We start from the raw sequence: 16,486 nt of genomic DNA on the forward strand, positions 1-16,486 counted from the left end.
TGCGCAACCCTGCTCGACCACCCGAGCTTGCGCAGGGTCGCGGTAGCCCGCACTGGCTATCGGCGCTAGCGAGTTTGGATGGTCCGTCGAGGCAACCGGGATGGCCACTTCGTGCCATGATGCCTCTTGTGGGAGAGCAGGCAGGGACAACTGAGCGAGAGCCGATCCGGGTGCTGGTGGTCGATGACCAGGAGCTTTTCCGGAAGGGCTTGACGATGCTCTTGGGCGTGGAGGCCGGCATCGACGTTGTCGGCGAGGCCGGTGACGGCGTAGAGGGTTCGACACTCGCAGCGAGTACGGCGCCCGACGTGGTGCTGCTCGACGTCCGGATGCCGAAGCAGTCCGGCATCGAGGCCTGCGTCGCGATCAAGGAGACTGTGCCGTCGGCGAAGATCATCATGCTGACGGTCAGCGACGAGGAGGCCGACCTCTACGAGGCGGTCAAGAGCGGGGCCTCGGGCTACCTGCTCAAGGACTCCTCGATCGACGAGGTCGCGCAGGCGGTCCGGCTGGTGGCCGACGGCCAGTCGCTGATCTCGCCGTCGATGGCGGTCAAGCTGATCGACGAGTTCAAGCAGATGTCGCGGCCCGAGCGGGACCAGGTCTCCGGCCTCCGGCTGACCGAGCGCGAGCTCGAGGTGCTGCGGCTGGTCGCGAAGGGCCTCAACAACCGCGAGATCGCCCGCCAGCTGTTCATCAGCGAGAACACCGTCAAGAACCACGTGCGCAACATCCTGGAGAAGCTCCAGCTGCACTCGCGCATGGAGGCCGTGATGTACGCGGTCAAGGAGAAGCTGCTCGACATCCCCTGACCGGGCGTCGTTGCGGCCGGCCTCAGCCGGGCCGCTCCCAGGCCAGGCTTCCGGAGCGTAGGTCGGCGACCAGGCCGGCCACCCAGGCTCGCTCAGCCGTGGCCATCGCGCGCTTGTACTCGTCCTCGACGAGAAAGACCCGCGGCAGCCCCAGCTCCTTGCCGACCGTCTCCGGGTCGGGCTGGGCGAGTACGGCGTCGAGCTCGGCGATTCGCTCGGCCAGCAGCTCGGCGGTTCGGGCCGGGGTGAGCAGGGCGACGAAGGCCAGGGCCGCGGGGAACTCCGGGTACTCGTTGCGCGGGCGCCCCAGCATCTCGCCGAGCCAGGCGTAGAGCGTCTCCCGGCCGGCGCCGGTGATCTCGTAGACGGTCTTCCCGCCCTGGCCGCCGTCCTCGGCAACCGCGATCAGCTGGTGCCGCTGCAGCCGGTCCAGCACCTGGTAGACGCTGTTCCGGGAGCCGACATTGACCACACTGTCCTGGGCGCGCTCGCGGATCAGCTGCTGCATCCGGTAGGCGTGCATCGCCGCCTCCTCCAACAGTGCGAGCAGCACCATCGCCAGCGGTGAGCGACGCAGTACAGCGGGCATCCGGCAACCTCCACGAGAATCGACCTTGACTAGTCATAGTATAGGGAGTCATATTATGACTATGACGAAAGCATTGATCATCGGAGGCGGGATCGCCGGACCGGCAACCGCCATTGCGCTTCAGAAGGCCGGCCTGGAGCCGGTCGTGTTCGAGCAGTACGCCGCATCCGCCGAGGGCCTCGGCGTGTTCCTCACGCTCGGCTCAAACGGCATCGACGCGCTGCGCACCCTCGGCGCGGACCGCAAGGCGCTGGCAACGGGCTTCCCGACGCCGGGCATCCACCTACGCAGCTACACGGGCAAGCCGCTCGGTGTCAGCCGGGTCGGCACCGAGCTTGCCGACGGCACCACCAGCCGGACCATGCGCCGCTCCGACCTGTACGCCGCCCTGCGGGCCGAGGCGGTCGAGCGCGGACTGCGGATCGAGGGTGGCAAGCGGCTGGTGGACGCGAGGCCGTCCGGCGACGGCGTGGTCGCGAGGTTCGCCGACGGCTCCGAGGAGTACGGCGACCTTCTGGTCGGCTGTGACGGTCTGCACTCGGTGGTCCGGACCCTGATCGACCCGGCCGCGCCGGCTCCGTCGTACACCGGGCTGGTGGGTCTCGGCGGCTACGCCCGTGGCGTCGCGGTCGACGCCGAGCCGGGGAGCTACCAGATGATCTTCGGCCGCCGCGGCTTCTTCGGGTACGCCGTGGCGCCGGACGACGAGGTCTGGTGGTTCGCCAATGTGCCGCGACCGGACGAGCCGGCCCGCGGTGAGGTCGAGGCGATCGGCGCGGACGAGTGGCGGCGTACCCTCGGCGACCTGTTCGCCGACGACGAGGGCCCGGCAGCCGAGCTGGTCGCGGCCAGCGAGCAGATCGTCACCGCCACCCCGATGCACACGCTCGCCCACCTGCCGGCCTGGCACAACGACCGGATGGTGGTGCTGGGCGATGCCGCGCACGCGCCGTCCCCGAGCTCGGGTCAGGGCGCCTCGCTGTCGATCGAGGACGCGGTGGTGCTGGCCCAGAGCCTGCGTGACCAGCCGGATCGCGCGAGCGCGCTGGCCAGGTTCGAGGCGCTCCGGCGACCCCGCGTCGAGAAGATCATCAAGCAGGCCGCGCGGGTCAACAGCAGCAAGGCCGCGACCGGTCTGTCGCGGGTGCTACGCGACCTGATGCTTCCGGTCGTCGTGCGGCTGGCCGGTAACGCCCAGAACTGGGTCTACGACTTTCACCTCGACTGGACCGACGACGGCAGCACGCACGCGGCATCGAGTCCGAGCACGTGATTGAGCCGCCCGAACGCCAGCCACGAGCCCAGGCACATCGTGAGCTCGACGATGTCCCGCTCGGAGTAGTGCTGCTTCATCCGCGCCCAGAAGTCCTCGTCCAGGGCGTGGTGGTCCAGCGCGTACCGCTCGGCGTACTCGGCGGCCAGCCGGGTGCGGTCGTCGAAGTCCGGCGTCGTCCGCCAGTCGAGTACGGCGTCGGCGAAGCTCTCCTCGACCTTCTCGCCGTCGCGGTCGGTGCGCCAGTCCAGGCAGAACAGACAGCCGTTGACCTGCGCGATCCGCAGCCGCGCGGCCTCGAACTCGCGCAGCCCGAGCGTGCTGTGGGAGTAGACGTTGAGGGCGAGGTTGGCGGCGGCCGGGCCGATGCCGGGCACCAGGTCGCCCCACACCCAGCCGATCGGGTCCTTGCCGTCGGGTACGTCGATGATCATGAGCCCAGTCTTCCTGTCGCCGGTCGCAGCGGGACGTCGAAGGCGTCGTACACGCCCGGCTTGGCGTCGACCAGCCAGTCGATGGCGTTGACCAGGCGGCCGACTGCGGTGGCGTTGCCGCCCGCTGCGGCGTTGCCGCCCTCGTCGGTCGCCTCCAGGGTGACCTCGATCCGGGGCCTGCCCTCGAGGATCACCCGGTGCGCGCCGACGCCGTTGTAGGGCTGCGGCCAGTCGGGGGCGCAGCTCGGGTGAATCCGGGTGACGTGCTCGATCACGATCCGCGGCTCGCCGTCGACGATGCCCTGCACCTCGAACCGGATCGCACCCTGGGTGCCGGCCTCGAACTCGCCCATCAGCTCGGTGGTCACCGTCTTCTCCAGCGGCAGCCGAGCCACCGTCTCGCGGATCTCCTCGACCTCCACGCCGAGCGCCCGGGCGATCATCCGCACCTGCCCGCCCCAGACCATGGTCGGGATGGTGGGCGCGGTCATCAGCGGCTCGTAGTCCATCGGCTGACCCATGCCGATCAGGTAGCGCACCGAGTCGGGGGCGTCGTACGTCGAGTAGTCGAAGATCTCCTGGCAGCGGACCAGGTCGATCTCACTCGCCACGCCAGTGATCAGCGCCGGGAGTACGTCGTTGCCCCAGCCCGGGTCGACGCCGGACACGAACAGCGACCCGCCGCCCTGCTCGACTGCCGCCTGCAGCGGCTCCAGCGTCTCCGGCGCCGCGTTACGCGGGTCGTACAGCGCGTAGAGCGAAGGAGTCACCACGACGCACCCCACCTCGACGGCCCGGAGTACGTCGGTGAAGGCGTCCTGCTCGCGGCCGTCGCCGGTCACGGCGTACACCAGTGCGCGCGGTCCGGCCGTCAGCACCGCGGTGAGATCGTCGGTGGCGGCCACGCCGAGCGACCGCCCGAGGTCCGCGATCTCGCCGGCGTCACGGCCGACCAGCTCCGGGTTGCGGACCACGACCGCGACCAGCTCGAGTTGCGGGTTGGCGTGCACCGCGCGGATCGCGGCGCGGCCGACGTTGCCGGTGCCCCAGACAGCGGTGGGGATGGTCACAGATCAGCCTCCAGGATCTTGGCGATGTTGCGCTCCGCGAGCGCGGTGATGGTGACGTACGGGTTGACGGTGGCGGCGCCGGGAATCAGCGCGCCGTCCATGACGTAGAGGCCGGGGTAGCCCGAGAGCCGGCCGTAGTTGTCGGTGGCCTTGCCGAGCACAGCGCCGCCGAGCGGGTGGTAGGTGAGCCCGTCGCCCCAGATCTTGTAGCTGCCGAACAGGTCGGTGCGGTAGATCGTGCCCTCCCTGCTGTTGATCTTGTCGAAGATCGTCTTCGCGGCGTTGATCGAGGTCTGCTTCCACGCGGTCTGCCAGTTCAGGTCGACCTTGCTGGTGGTCGGGTTCCAGCTGAACTGCGCGCGCTGGCTGGTCTTGGTGATCGACAGGTAGAACGACGCGTAGGTCTCGATGCCGGTCGGCAGCGGCGCGACCTCGGCGAAGGCGCCGCCGGCGTCCCAGTTGTCGATGCCGAGAGTCGGGATCGTCGACTGGAGGGCGCCGGTCGGGTCCCACATGTGGTTGGCGCGTCCGCACATCACATTGCCGTTGTCGCCCCAGTTCTTGCCGACCTCGTCGTTGAGGGCTGGCAGCACGCCGGTCGCCTTGAGCTGGGTGAGCAGCTTGCTGGTGCCGACGCTGCCGGCGGCGAAGAAGACCTTGTCGGCGACGACCTCCTTGGTGGTGACCACGGCGCCCGAGGTGTCGAGCTGCTCGATGGTCACGGCGTACCCGCCGCCGGCCGCGGGACGCACGGACGTGACCCGGTGCAGGGTCGAGACAGTGACCCGGCCGGTGGCCGCGGCCCGGGCGAGATAGGTCTTCTGTAGTGACTTCTTGCCGGCGTTGTTGCCGAACAGGATCTCCTGGTCCAGCGCCGACTTCGGCACCTCGCCGGCCGCCTCGCGCCGCATGTAGTCCCAGTCGTAGACGTTCGGCACGAACAGCCACGGGAAGCCGGAGCGCTGGGCGTGCTTCCGGCCGACCCGGCTGAACTGGTACGCCGGCGCCGCCTCCCACCACGCCGGGTCGACCAGCGCGACGCCGAGTCCCGCGTTGGCGCGCGGGTAGTAGACGCCGTACATCTCGTCCGGGTCGACGGTCGGCAGGATCTGGGCGAACCGGGAACGCAGCGGGGTCACCGACATGCCGCCGTTGACCAGCGAGCCGCCGCCGAGGCCGCGGCCCTGGTAGACGGTGATGCCGCCGAACTCCTCGGCGTCCAGGATCCCGGTGTGCCGCGGGATGTCCCGGTCGATCGAGGCGCCCAGGAAGTGGCTGATCGGCTGCTTGGTGCGGGTGCGCAGCCAGAACGACCGGTGGTCGGGTGCGGTGGTCTTGCAGAAGATCTTGCCGTCGGCGCCGGGGGTGTCCCAGGCCATGCCGAGCTCGACCAGCTGTACGTCGACTCCGGCCTCGGCCAGCCGCAGCGCCGTCACCGAGCCGCCGTACCCGGAGCCGATCACCAGAGCCGGGACGTGGACGGCGTCCTGAATCGCAGCGGTCGTGGCTGTTGTTGCGGTGGCGCGGTCCGGAAGTAGGGCCAGGCCGAGGGTGGCGCTGGCTCCGACCAAGAATCCGCGGCGAGACAGGTCATCGGTCATCGCTACTCCCCTCCCAAGAAGTAGAACACGTTATAGAACAAGTTATAGCGGGGAGTGTGACGGTTGTCACTGGTCAATTGACCCGGACGCCTGACAAATCTCGTGGTGACCGAATGTCGGTGGCGCCGGATAGCGTCTCGGTCATGCAGACACTGTCCCGGGCGCAGGCGCGGCGGGTGGCTCTGGCCGCGCAGGGCTTCCTCGATCCACGACACACCACGCCGACGATGCGGACCTTCAACCGCACGCTCACCCGCACCGGTGTGCTCCAGGTCGACTCGGTCAACGTGCTGCAGCGCGCCCACTACATGCCGCTGTTCTCGCGGATGGGCCCGTACGACGTCAGCATGCTGACCCGGGCCTCGGAGAAGTCGCCGCGCAAGCTCGTGGAGTACTGGGCGCACGTCCAGGCGTTCATGCCGGTCGACCTCTGGCCGGTGATGCAGCACCGGATGGCGTCGTACCGTCCCGAGCGCGGCAAGTGGGTGAAGGCGATCAACGTCGAACTCGACGAGAAGGTGCTCGCCGCGGTCCGCGAGCTGGGCGCGAGCACCGCGCGCGAGCTCGAGTCGCACCTCGGCGGTGGCGCGCCGAGGGACAAGAAGCACTGGGGCTGGAACTGGTCCGACAGCCGGAAGACGCTCGACTTCCTCTACATGGTCGGCGACCTGGCGATCGCCGGCCGCAACAGCCAGTTCGAGGTGCTGTACGACGTGCCCGAGCGGGTGCTGCCGCGCGAGATCCTCGAGCGGCCCACGCCCAGCGTCGCGGACGCCGACCGAGAGCTGGTGCGGCGTGCGGCCGCCTCCCACGGGGTGGCCACGATCCAGTGCCTGCGCGACTACTACCGGCAGTCGGTGGCCGCGGTGAAGCCAGCCATCGACGACCTGGTCGAGTCCGGCGAGCTGATCCCGGTGCGGATCGACGGCTGGGCGCGACCGGCGTACCTGCATCGTGACGCGCGGCTACCGCGCCGGGTCCGGGCGCGCGCGCTGCTCAGCCCGTTCGACCCGATCTGCTGGGAGCGGACCCGCGCCGAGCAGCTGTTCGACTTCCACTACCGGATCGAGATCTACACGCCGCCGGACAAGCGGATCTACGGCTATTACGTGCTGCCGTTCCTGCTCGGCGACCAGATCGTGGGCCGGGTCGACCTCAAGGCCGACCGCCCCGGCCGGCGGCTGCTGGTCCGCGGGGCGTACGCCGAGGAGCACGCACCGCCCGAGACGGTCCCGGAGCTGGCCGAGGAGCTGCGCGACCTGGCCGGCTGGCTCGACCTCGACGATGTCGTGGTCGAGCCCCGCGGCGACCTCGCGCCCGCGCTGGCTGCGATGGTATAGAAGTACTATTATATGGCCATGGCAAAGGAGAAGGTCACGTTGACGCTCGATGCCGAGAGCCTCGCGGCGCTGCGCTCGCTGGTCGGGTCCCGGAGTCTGTCCTCGACCATCGATGCTGCTGTCGCCAAGCACCTTGCTCATCTCCGACACATGGCCGCCGTGGACGAATGGCTGGCCGAGATGGAGGAGAAGCATGGGGCCGTGCCTCAGGAGACCCTGGAGTGGGCGGCGCAGATCTTCGACAGCTGGGAAGTGGGCAAGCCTGCCGCTGCCGGCCGTGAGGCCGTCTGATGCTGCTTCTCGACAGCGAGGCACTGTCGGCGGTCGCCCATGGCCCGGCCGTTCGGCGTGACCGCGTTCGCGCCTTGATCGCACAGGCGCGGGACCGTGAGTACTCAGTCGCCACCGTCTCCGCGGTGCTCGCCGAGGTGGTTCGGGGTCGATCTGCCGACGCTGCTGTCTTCAGTGGCCTCAGGCGCGAGCGGGTGACGGTTCACCCCGTGGACTCGCGCGTCGGGGTTCGGGCAGGACAACTGCTCGGCGCGGCCGGGTCCGGCTCGGAGTTGGCGATCGACGCGTTCTTGGTGGCCGTCGCCGACCTTGCCGGCGGGGCGGTCGTCGCCACTGTCGATGTGACGGACCTGTCGGCTCTCGCCGCCCAGACCGACCGGGTCACGATCGCCCCGATTCAGCCCTAGCCGGAAGCCTTGCCAGCGCGACCTGGCACCGCCTCTCGCAGGTGCTCTAGTCGCCGAGGATCGCGGTGAGCTCGACGGCGAGGTCGGGGAACGCGAGCGGTGTGACGGTGTCGCCGCGGCGCAGCGTCTGAATCTCGGTGTAGGCCGAGCCTGCGGGCGCGCGGTGGACGTGTACGGCCGCGCCCGCGAGGTCGACCAGCCAGACCTCGGTGATGCCGGCGGCGGCGTACAAAGGCACCTTGACGCCGCGGTCGACCGCGAGAGACGAGTCCGCCACCTCGATCACCAGAAGGGCGTCGTCCGGGCCCGGGTGCCCGGCCGTGTAGTCGTCGGACCGCGGGCGGGCGACGACCAGGTCTGGCTCAGGCTCGGAGTGTGCAGACAGCCGCAGTGGATCTTGCACGCCTACGATCGCGGCTTCGCCCAGGGCGGTAACGAGCAGGCGGTTCAGCCTCTTGACAACGCCAGCATGTGGCGGCCCGATGGGCGTCATCACAACAATCTCTCCGTCAAGCAGCTCCACCCGGTCGTCCTCGCGCAGCACACCGGTCCGCGCCATCGCTTCGTACTCGGCGACGGTGAAGCGGCGGCGCGGCAACTCGATCGAGGCCTGGGTGCTCACCGTTCCAGCGTACGGCAAGCAGGTGCCGGATAGCCTCCGCTCGGCCGCAGGCGGGTAGGCTCGCCTGCGGCGTCGAAAACGGGGATCGACCGCCCGCTGGGTAGCATTGCCCCGCATCTTCTTACAAGTCTCAGGAGACCACGCTCGTGCCTGCCATTCTCGACAAGATCCTTCGCATCGGCGAGGGCAAGATCGTCCGTGAGCTCGAGGCCGTTGCCAAGGCCGTGAACGCCATCGAGGACGACTTCGTCAAGATGAGCGACGCCGAGCTGCAGGCGATGACCGGCGAGTTCAAGGAGCGGCTGACGAAGGGCGAGTCGCTCGACGAGTTGATGCCGGAGGCGTTCGCCACCGTCCGCGAGGCCGCCAAGCGGGTCATCGGCCAGCGCCACTACGACGTCCAGCTGATGGGCGGCGCCGCGCTGCACAAGGGCAACATCGCCGAGATGAAGACCGGTGAGGGCAAGACGCTGGTCGCCACCGCGCCGACGTACCTCAACGCGCTCACCGGCAAGGGCGTCCACGTCGTCACCGTCAACGACTACCTGGCCAAGTACCACGCGGAGTGGATGGGCCGCATTCACCACTTCCTCGGCCTGACCGTCGGCGTGATCCTGCCGCAGATGTCGCCCGCCGAGCGTCGCGAGGCCTACGCCTGCGACATCACGTACGGCACCAACAACGAGCTCGGCTTCGACTACCTGCGCGACAACATGGCCTCCACGATCGAGGACTGCGTCCAGCGCGGCCACCACTACGCGATCGTCGACGAGGTCGACTCGATCCTGATCGACGAGGCGCGGACCCCGCTGATCATCTCCGGCCCGACCCAGGACGAGGTCCACTGGTACGACGAGTTCGCCCGGATCGCGAAGAAGCTCACCATCGACGTCGACTACGAGGTCGACGAGAAGAAGCGCACGATCTCGGTGCTCGAGCCCGGCATCACCAAGGTCGAGGACCACCTCGGCATCGAGAACCTCTACGACTCGGTCAACACCCCGCTCATCTCGTTCATGAACAACTCCATCAAGGCCAAGGAGCTGTTCCGCAACGACAAGGAGTACGTCGTCATGAACGGCGAGGTGATGATCGTCGACGAGCACACCGGCCGCATGCTCTCCGGTCGTCGCTACAACGACGGCCTGCACCAGGCGATCGAGGCCAAGGAGGGCGTCCAGGTCCGCGAGGAGTACCAGACGCTGGCCACCGTCACCCTGCAGAACTACTTCCGGCTCTACGAGAAGCTCGGCGGCATGACCGGTACCGCCATGACCGAGGCGTCGGAGTTCGACAAGATCTACTCCCTCGGCGTGGTCCCGATCCCCACCAACAAGCCGATGATCCGGATCGACCAGGCGGACCTGGTCTACCGCACCGAGGAGGCCAAGTACCTGGCCGTCGTCGAGGACATCGCCGAGCGGCACCAGAAGGGCCAGCCGATCCTGGTCGGCACGGTCTCGGTGGAGAAGTCCGAGCTGCTGTCCGGGCTGATGAAGAAGAAGGGCATCCCGCACTCGGTTCTCAACGCCAAGGTGCACGCCGAGGAGGCCAAGATCGTCGCGCTGGCCGGCCACAAGGGCGCGGTCACCGTGGCCACCAACATGGCCGGTCGAGGCACTGACATCATGCTCGGTGGCTCCATCGAGTTCCTCGCCGACGCCGAGCTTCGCAAGAAGGGCCTCGAGCCGTCCGGCGAGACCGCGGCGGAGTACGAAGCCGCCTGGCCCGAGACGCTCGAGCAGATCAAGACCCAGGTCGCCGCGGAGCACGACGAGGTGAAGGACGCCGGCGGTCTGTACGTCGTCGGCACCGAGCGCCACGAGTCGCGCCGGATCGACAACCAGCTGCGCGGTCGTTCCGGCCGTCAGGGTGACCCGGGTGAGTCGCGGTTCTACCTGTCCCTCGAGGACGAGCTGATGCGGCTGTTCAAGTCCGACTGGGTCGACCGGGTCCTGCAGGTGCTCAAGGTGCCGGACGACGTACCGATCGAGAACAAGCGGGTCACCGGCGCGATCGCCAACGCCCAGGGCCAGGTCGAGTCGCAGAACTTCGACTCCCGCAAGAACGTCCTCAAGTACGACGACGTCATGAACCGCCAGCGCGAGGTCATCTACGGAGAGCGCCGCCAAGTGCTCGAGGGCGCCGACCTCGAGGAGCAGATCCGCACCTTCATCGATGACGTGGTGACCGGCTACGTCACCGGTGCCACCGAGGGGTTCGCCGAGGAGTGGGACTTCGAGGCGCTGTGGACCTCGCTCGGCCAGATCTACCCGATCGGGCTCAGCCACGAGACGATCGAGAAGGAAGCCGGCGGCCGCGCCAACCTGTCGCGCGACAAGCTGATCGACATCCTCAAGAAGGACGCGCACGAGGCCTACGACAGGCGGGAGGCCGAGGTCGGCGAGGAGGTGGCCCGCGAGCTGGAGCGGCGCGTGGTGCTGTCGGTGCTCGACCGCAAGTGGCGCGAGCACCTCTATGAGATGGACTACCTGCGCGAGGGCATCGGCCTGCGTGCGTACTCGCAGCGCGACCCGCTGGTCGAGTACCAGCGCGAGGGCTTCGACATGTTCGCCGCGATCATGGACGGCATCAAGGAGGAGGCGGTCGGCTTCCTGTTCAACCTCGACGTCCAGGTCGAGGAGGAGCCGAGCGTGGAGATCGTCGCCGGCGAGGTGATCGAGGAGCCCCAGGATGCGCTCTCGGCGCCCCTCGACCAGGTGCAGGCTCCCGCGTCCCTGAGCAAGGAGGCGCCGCAGATCCGCGCGAAGGGTCTGGAGGCTCCCAAGACGCCGCAGAACCTCTCCTACTCCGCCCCCAGCGAGGACGGCGAGGCCGAGGTCACCGGCTCCACCACCGTCAGCAACGCCGACGACCCGTACGCCAACGTCGGCCGCAACGCCCTCTGCCCCTGCGGCTCCGGCAAGAAGTACAAGAAGTGCCACGGGGCGCCCGGTGGGCCGACGGGGCTGACGACGCGGGTCAACGGGTAGTTCTTCTTCTCAGCAGGCGGGTCTGTCAGGCCCGCGCCGCGGCGGCCGGAGGTGCCGGGCGCTGCGGCGGCGCGTCGCCCGGTGGCGTCCGCTGTGGTCCGGCGCCGCTGCGGGCGCCGCGGCCAAGCCGCTTGACGCCGCCCGGCACCTCCGGCCACCCCGTCGCTGGCGTGGCTGCTCAGCTAGCGGGCAATCCTGCTTGTAGTTATCCGAAGATCATCTCGGTGCAGACCCAGCTGTTGTTGGTGAGCTCGAAGCGGGCGGCGATGCAGCGGGAGCGGGCGCCGTACCGGATCCGGAGGCTGACCTCGGCGATGGCTGGGGTGACGAAGCAGGTGTGGATGCTCTGCACCTTGGGGGTCACCACCGGTCGGCGGCCGCGGCCGAAGCCCGCCTCGTGCGCCCCGGCTCGCGCAACGACCTGCGCGCGGTGGTTGATCTGGTCGTAGACCGGCTTCGAGGTCCAGCGGACCAGCTGCGTCACCGGGCGGTCGCCGCAGATGACCTCGGTGGTCCGCTGGATCTGGTGCCAGGCCTGCCGTTCGAACTCGCGGCGCACCCGCGCGGGGACCTCGCCGATGTCGGTGACCGGCGCGATCGGTCCGCCCTCGGGCGGGTCGACCTGCGGCAGCATCTCCAGGGCGAGCGTGCCCTGCACGCCGGCGAGCGGGACGGGCACCCGGAGGCGGGTCACGTTGGCGTCGTACGAAGACATCAGGAGTCCTTCCGGTCGTGGGGCAGCTCGAGGTGAAGTCCGGGGTGAATCAGGTCGGGGTCGGCGCCGATCAGGTCGCGGTTGGCGGCGTACAGCTGGTGCACCCGCTCGCCGACCACGGCGTCGGATGCGGCGGCGGGCAGGTGTCGCTCGGCGATCTGCCACAGTGAGTCGCCGGGCTGCACCAGCACGGACGACGGGTGGCGAGGGTGTGCGGGCATGGGTGCCGCCTCCCATGCCTGGTCGGACGTCGCGCGGTCGGGCAGCGGCAGGCCGCCGATCACGGTGCGATCGGTGCGACCGGAGTCGATGTCGACCGGTACGGCGAAGCCCGGCGCGCTCAGCCCGCCGGCGAGTGCAGCACCGCAGCAGCCGAGCAGGAGGCGGCGCAGGTACGCCGGACACGGAACGCCGCCGCCGAGGCGCGGCGCCGAGCCGCTGGCCGCCTCGATCACGACGGCCGAGCTGACCAGCCAGAACCACACCGCACAGCCGGCGAGGCTGACCGACGCGGTGAGCGCGAGCACCGTGTCGAACTGGATGGTGGCGCGGTCGGCGCCGGTCAGCAGTGACCAGGCCCAACCGAGATCGCCGGCGAGATAGGTGAGGAGGCCGAGAACGGCCACCGACACCGTGGTCCACACCAGGAGGCATCTGCCGAGCGATGCCCCAGAACTTTCCCCCGTCATCCCTCTGTACCTTTCGTTTGATGCTATTTGCGAACTGTAACGTTGGTTAGCGAGTGCTGTCTGTCGTTTGCTCTTACAGAAGGAACGCCCGCGGGGTATGAAAAGGTTGGCTGCATGGGCTGGGAAGAACAGTTGTTTGCGCTGTTCGACGATCTGGAGTCCCAAGCGGAGGGGCTTTACCACGCGGAACGCGTGCTTGAGATCGAGGATCGGGGCCAGACCGAGTACCAGCAGGTCACCCTCGCCAGCCGGCTGATGGCCTCACGTGACAGCGAGGTCGGGCTCGAGGTGCTCGGTGTCGGCCTGGTGCGCGGCACCCTGCAGCGGGTCGGTGACGGCTGGTGCCTGCTCGAGAGCGGGGCGCAGTCCTGGATCGTCCGGCTGACCGCCGTCAGCGCGGTCCGTGGCGCCTCCGAGCGCTCTCTTCCCGAGGCTGCCTGGCCGCGGGTCACCAGGCTGGGGTTCGGCTCCACCCTGCGCCGGATCGCCTCAGCCCGGGAGCGTTGTCACCTTCGGCTGGTCGACGGCAGCGCACACGACGTACTGGTCCGGCGCGTCGGCCGGGACTTCGTCGAGGCCGTCACCGGCAGCGACACGGTGATGCTGTTCGCCTTCGACGCGATCGCGGCCGTCCAGCAGCGTTAGCGCGCGTTTCTGCTACGTAGCGTCGACGTCGTACGGCGGAAGCTCGCCGTCCTCGAGCGGGCGGAGGCCCGGGCGCTTGGGCGCGACAGGAGCGTCGTCATCGTCGTTCATCGCGTCGATGATGTGCTTGCGGACGATGGTTCGCGGGTCGAGGTCGCGCAGCTCCAGGTCGGCGAACTCCGGGCCGAGCTCGGTGCGCAGCTCGTCGCGGGCGGCGTTGGCGTAGTTGCGCACCCCGCGCAGGAAGCGGCCCGCCTGGCGGGCGAAGTCCGGGAGCCGGTCCGGGCCGAAGACGAGCACCGCCACAAAGGCGATGACCGCCATCTCCGCGAGCCCGACTCCGAACACGGGCTAGAACTTACTGGATGGGGTGAGACCGAGTTGCATCCCGGCCAGACCACGTCCGCGGCCACCGAGGGCGGTTGCGATCTTGACCAGCTCCTCCGCGGCCGGTGCGGTCGGGTCCGACTCCACGATCGGCTTGCCGCTGTCGCCGCCCTCGCGCAGTGAGGGGTCCAGCGGCACCCGGCCGAGCACGGGTACGTCGTACCCGAAGCGCTGGCTCAGAGTGGTGGCGACCCGGTCGCCGCCGCCGGAGCCGAACACCTCCATGGTGGAGCCGTCGGGCAGGGTCAGGTAGCTCATGTTCTCCACGACGCCGACCACCCGCTGGTGCATCATCGAGGCCATCGTGCCGGCGCGCTCAGCGACCTCGGCGGCGGCCTCCTGCGGCGTAGTCACCACGACCACCTCGGCGTTCGGGAGGTGCTGGCCGAGCGAGATCGCCACGTCGCCGGTGCCGGGCGGCAGGTCGAGCAGGAGCACGTCGAGGTCGCCCCAGAAGACGTCGGAGAGCATCTGAACCAGCGCCCGGTCGAGCATCGGGCCACGCCAGGCGACGACCTGGTCGCGGCGCGGCTTGAGCATGCCGATCGAGATCACCGAGACGCCGGACGGGGTCGGCACCGGCATGATCAGGTCGTCGACCTGGGTCGGCCGGGAATCGCCGACGCCGAGCATGGCCGGGATCGAGTGGCCGTAGATGTCGGCGTCCACGATGCCGACGCGGCGGCCCTGTGCGGCCATCGCCAGCGCCAGGTTGACCGTGACCGAGGACTTGCCGACCCCGCCCTTGCCGCTGGCGATCGCGTAGACCTTGGTCAGTGAGCCAGGCTGGGCGAACGGGATCTCGCGCTGCGCGGCACCGCCGCGGCCGAGCCGGTCCTTGAGGCCGGCGCGCTGCTCGGCGGTCATCACGCCCAGCTCGAGCTCCACACCGGTCACGCCGGCTACGCCGGAGACGGCTGCTGTGACCTCGCGGTTGATGGTGTCCTTGAGCGGGCACCCGGCGACGGTCAGCAGCACCTTGACCCGGACCCGGCCGTCGTCCTCGATGTCGACGGAGTCGACCATGCCGAGGTCGGTGATCGGCTGCTTGATCTCGGGGTCGTTCACCGTCGCCAAGGCAGCGTTGACCTGCTCGAGAGTGGGGGTGCTCATGGGTACCAAGGGTAATCGGTGAATGCGCACACACCCGCCCGAGGGCGTGGTGCCCTACCTCACGTCGCGTGAGGCAGGGCCCGCCTCACCAGTCCTGCTCAACCGACGACGCCGGGTCGGAGCCGCGCTGCCGGGCAAGTCGAGCCATCTTCTCGTGGCCCGGGAAGCCGCGGACCAGCTCCTCCGGCGAGGTGGTCCGGTCGTGGGCGTACGGCGACCTGAACAGCCGCTCGAAGTGGCCGTTGTAGATGCCGACCAGCGCCCGGGCGCTGTTGGTGCGGACCAGGATCTCGTCGCCACGGAGGGCGCGGACGCTCCAGTTCGGGCTGCCGTTGAAGACCACCCGGGCGTTGGTCTTGTCGCCGTACACGCCGTTGATCGTGAAGTACTTGGTGTGCAGGTAGAGCTCCAGCTCGCCGTCGCCCTCGGGGTCGTCGGTCAGCTCGCGGGTCGGGATCGGGCCGCGGCCGGACGGGTCGTGGAGGATCCGCGCGATGCTGTTGCCCATTACGCCGTAGACGAGCTTGACGTCGCAGCCGCGGTCCCACAGATCGCGCAGCGCCTTGGCTACGGTCACGCCGTACTCGTCGAAGACGCCGGCGATCGCCGCCCGGATTTTGGTCCGGCCGTGGCCGTTGCCGGCACCGCCGGTCACGCCCACGCACTTCACCGCCTTGAAGTGCCGGTCGATCGGCCCGGGCCGCACTCCAATGGCGGGGAACGCCCACGCGCCGTGGTTGTCCCAGCTCATCACCTTCCACGGCTGGTCGCGCGGCTCGTCGGCGCGGAGCTGCCGGAACAGGTCGTAGAGGCGGTCGTAGGCCTGGCCGGCGCGGGTAAGTGTGCGCCAGTCGTTCCACTGCCGCCTGCCGGCCAGGATGGTCAGGTTGGCGGAGCCGAACATCACCACGTTCGGGACTCGGCCGACCTTGCTGAACAGCAGAACCTTGGTGTGCATGGTGCCGGTGCTGCCGCCGCGGCAGGAGTGCCGGCAGCGCCGAGCGAAGCTGCGCTTCTCGCCGGTCCTCCGGGGCGGACCCGCCAGCCGCCGCTGGAGCTTGGTGAACGACTCGGTAGCGATTGTCCCGGACACCACGACCTGCACCGAGACCCCGCGCTTGTGGGCGTCGATCAGCGCGTCGGCCGCCCGCATGGCATCGAAGTTCCAGCTCGCGAACCGGATCTTGGCGCCCTTGGGCGTGCTGCGGATGCTGCGGACGATGTGGTCCAGGACGTCGTGGCGCCGGTGGGGGATGGTCGGGTCGTTGAAGATCACCCCTGCCTTCGGCGTGTACGGCGCGGCCTGGGCGGCTGGCGCCGGTGACGAACCGGCGTTGGCCGAGCCCAACATCGTGGTCAGGATCGCGAGCAGGACGAAACCAGCAACTACCTTGAACGTGCGCAAGACGTGATGCCCCCGTGTAGATCGGCGCAGTACCGGGACCAAGGTACAACGACCTGGCCCGGGGAATGGTCACCCGGATGAGACGCCCAACCCCCAGATC

At 69.2% G+C, this 16,486-nt stretch carries 17 protein-coding genes; 7 read left to right on the top strand and 10 right to left on the bottom strand.

Features of this window, described 5'->3' with window-relative positions; translation table 11 throughout:
• Nucleotides 1-128: 128 nt before the first annotated feature.
• On the top strand, nt 129-812 hold the full coding sequence (locus DDV73_RS26675; RefSeq protein ID WP_240617504.1) for a response regulator: 684 nt from the start codon (nt 129-131) through the stop codon (nt 810-812).
• 22 nt (nt 813-834) lie between these two features.
• On the opposite strand, the gene DDV73_RS26680 is transcribed toward DDV73_RS26675, so the two are convergent.
• A complete protein-coding gene (locus tag DDV73_RS26680; RefSeq protein WP_206051118.1) occupies nt 835-1,401 on the bottom strand; it encodes a PadR family transcriptional regulator in 567 nt (188 codons plus the stop codon).
• A gap of 61 nt (nt 1,402-1,462) precedes the next feature.
• Here DDV73_RS26680 and DDV73_RS26685 point away from each other — a divergent pair, with 61 nt between their 5' ends.
• A complete protein-coding gene (locus DDV73_RS26685; RefSeq protein WP_206051119.1) occupies nt 1,463-2,674 on the top strand; it encodes an FAD-dependent oxidoreductase in 1,212 nt (403 codons plus the stop codon).
• Here the strand turns inward: DDV73_RS26685 and DDV73_RS26690 are convergent.
• The 3 genes from DDV73_RS26690 to DDV73_RS26700 are packed head-to-tail and all read right to left on the bottom strand — an operon-like array spanning nt 2,617 to nt 5,779.
• Nucleotides 2,617-3,108 (bottom strand): carboxymuconolactone decarboxylase family protein, encoded by a 492-nt coding sequence (locus DDV73_RS26690; RefSeq protein WP_109510323.1) that lies wholly within the window; start codon nt 3,106-3,108, stop codon nt 2,617-2,619. The genes DDV73_RS26685 and DDV73_RS26690 overlap by 58 nt on opposite strands.
• A complete protein-coding gene (locus DDV73_RS26695) occupies nt 3,105-4,178 on the bottom strand; it encodes an NAD(P)H-dependent amine dehydrogenase family protein (RefSeq protein ID WP_240617505.1) in 1,074 nt (357 codons plus the stop codon). Before DDV73_RS26695 ends, DDV73_RS26690 begins: the two co-directional genes overlap by 4 nt.
• The gene (locus DDV73_RS26700; protein WP_109510324.1) at nt 4,175-5,779 is read right to left on the bottom strand and encodes a GMC oxidoreductase; all 1,605 of its coding nucleotides are present in this window, start codon (nt 5,777-5,779) and stop codon (nt 4,175-4,177) included. The genes DDV73_RS26695 and DDV73_RS26700 overlap by 4 nt, the downstream gene beginning before the upstream one ends.
• A gap of 143 nt (nt 5,780-5,922) precedes the next feature.
• Between DDV73_RS26700 and DDV73_RS26705 the strand changes: the two genes are divergently transcribed.
• From DDV73_RS26705 to DDV73_RS26715, 3 genes are read left to right on the top strand one after another with little or no spacing between them, the layout of a single operon-like run.
• On the top strand, nt 5,923-7,119 hold the full coding sequence (locus DDV73_RS26705) for a winged helix-turn-helix domain-containing protein (protein ID WP_109510500.1): 1,197 nt from the start codon (nt 5,923-5,925) through the stop codon (nt 7,117-7,119).
• Between the two features lie 18 nt (nt 7,120-7,137).
• The gene (locus tag DDV73_RS26710; protein ID WP_109510501.1) at nt 7,138-7,410 is read left to right on the top strand and encodes a CopG family transcriptional regulator; all 273 of its coding nucleotides are present in this window, start codon (nt 7,138-7,140) and stop codon (nt 7,408-7,410) included.
• A complete protein-coding gene (locus DDV73_RS26715) occupies nt 7,410-7,817 on the top strand; it encodes a PIN domain-containing protein (protein ID WP_109510325.1) in 408 nt (135 codons plus the stop codon). The genes DDV73_RS26710 and DDV73_RS26715 overlap by 1 nt, the downstream gene beginning before the upstream one ends.
• A 46-nt stretch (nt 7,818-7,863) precedes the next feature.
• Here the strand turns inward: DDV73_RS26715 and DDV73_RS26720 are convergent, their stop codons facing one another.
• Complete coding sequence (locus DDV73_RS26720) at nt 7,864-8,439, bottom strand: Uma2 family endonuclease (protein ID WP_206051120.1); 576 nt, start codon at nt 8,437-8,439, stop codon at nt 7,864-7,866.
• A 146-nt stretch (nt 8,440-8,585) separates the two neighbouring features.
• On the opposite strand from DDV73_RS26720, the gene secA reads away from it, so the two are divergent.
• Nucleotides 8,586-11,432, top strand: coding sequence for a preprotein translocase subunit SecA (secA, locus tag DDV73_RS26725; RefSeq protein ID WP_109510327.1), 2,847 nt, complete (start codon nt 8,586-8,588; stop codon nt 11,430-11,432).
• Nucleotides 11,433-11,637: 205 nt separating this feature from the next.
• On the opposite strand, the gene DDV73_RS26730 is transcribed toward secA, so the two are convergent.
• The gene (locus tag DDV73_RS26730) at nt 11,638-12,147 is read right to left on the bottom strand and encodes an Rv3235 family protein (RefSeq protein WP_109510328.1); all 510 of its coding nucleotides are present in this window, start codon (nt 12,145-12,147) and stop codon (nt 11,638-11,640) included.
• The gene (locus DDV73_RS26735) at nt 12,147-12,791 is read right to left on the bottom strand and encodes a LysM peptidoglycan-binding domain-containing protein (RefSeq protein WP_161962544.1); all 645 of its coding nucleotides are present in this window, start codon (nt 12,789-12,791) and stop codon (nt 12,147-12,149) included. The genes DDV73_RS26730 and DDV73_RS26735 overlap by 1 nt, the downstream gene beginning before the upstream one ends.
• Before the next feature lie 159 nt (nt 12,792-12,950).
• Here DDV73_RS26735 and DDV73_RS26740 point away from each other — a divergent pair, with 159 nt between their 5' ends.
• On the top strand, nt 12,951-13,481 hold the full coding sequence (locus DDV73_RS26740; RefSeq protein ID WP_109510330.1) for a hypothetical protein: 531 nt from the start codon (nt 12,951-12,953) through the stop codon (nt 13,479-13,481).
• Between the two features lie 12 nt (nt 13,482-13,493).
• Here DDV73_RS26740 and DDV73_RS26745 read toward each other — a convergent pair whose 3' ends face one another.
• The 3 genes from DDV73_RS26745 to DDV73_RS26755 form a co-directional block, all read right to left on the bottom strand.
• Nucleotides 13,494-13,829, bottom strand: coding sequence for a sec-independent translocase (locus DDV73_RS26745; RefSeq protein WP_109510331.1), 336 nt, complete (start codon nt 13,827-13,829; stop codon nt 13,494-13,496).
• Between the two features lie 3 nt (nt 13,830-13,832).
• Nucleotides 13,833-14,981 carry an Mrp/NBP35 family ATP-binding protein gene (locus tag DDV73_RS26750; protein WP_109510332.1) on the bottom strand — a complete coding sequence of 383 codons (1,149 nt, stop codon included), beginning with the start codon at nt 14,979-14,981 and terminating at the stop codon, nt 13,833-13,835.
• An 85-nt stretch (nt 14,982-15,066) separates the two neighbouring features.
• Nucleotides 15,067-16,386, bottom strand: a complete 1,320-nt coding sequence (locus DDV73_RS26755; protein WP_109510333.1) for a phospholipase D-like domain-containing protein — start codon at nt 16,384-16,386, stop codon at nt 15,067-15,069.
• Nucleotides 16,387-16,486: the final 100 nt, after the last annotated feature.

The sequence above is a fragment of the Nocardioides speluncae genome (assembly GCF_003121585.1).
GTDB lineage: Bacteria > Actinomycetota > Actinomycetes > Propionibacteriales > Nocardioidaceae > Nocardioides > Nocardioides speluncae.

Excerpts from the sequence above, each read along its gene's own strand:
- DDV73_RS26680 (WP_206051118.1), bottom strand. The coding sequence starts at position 1,401 with ATGCCCGCTGTACTGCGTCGCTCACCGCTGGCGATGGTGCTGCTCGCA.
- DDV73_RS26685 (WP_206051119.1), top strand. The coding sequence starts at position 1,463 with ATGACGAAAGCATTGATCATCGGAGGCGGGATCGCCGGACCGGCAACC.
- DDV73_RS26690 (WP_109510323.1), bottom strand. The coding sequence starts at position 3,108 with ATGATCATCGACGTACCCGACGGCAAGGACCCGATCGGCTGGGTGTGG.
- DDV73_RS26700 (WP_109510324.1), bottom strand. The coding sequence starts at position 5,779 with ATGACCGATGACCTGTCTCGCCGCGGATTCTTGGTCGGAGCCAGCGCC.
- DDV73_RS26705 (WP_109510500.1), top strand. The coding sequence starts at position 5,923 with ATGCAGACACTGTCCCGGGCGCAGGCGCGGCGGGTGGCTCTGGCCGCG.
- DDV73_RS26710 (WP_109510501.1), top strand. The coding sequence starts at position 7,138 with ATGGCAAAGGAGAAGGTCACGTTGACGCTCGATGCCGAGAGCCTCGCG.
- DDV73_RS26715 (WP_109510325.1), top strand. The coding sequence starts at position 7,410 with ATGCTGCTTCTCGACAGCGAGGCACTGTCGGCGGTCGCCCATGGCCCG.
- DDV73_RS26730 (WP_109510328.1), bottom strand. The coding sequence starts at position 12,147 with ATGTCTTCGTACGACGCCAACGTGACCCGCCTCCGGGTGCCCGTCCCG.
- DDV73_RS26740 (WP_109510330.1), top strand. The coding sequence starts at position 12,951 with ATGGGCTGGGAAGAACAGTTGTTTGCGCTGTTCGACGATCTGGAGTCC.
- DDV73_RS26750 (WP_109510332.1), bottom strand. The coding sequence starts at position 14,981 with ATGAGCACCCCCACTCTCGAGCAGGTCAACGCTGCCTTGGCGACGGTG.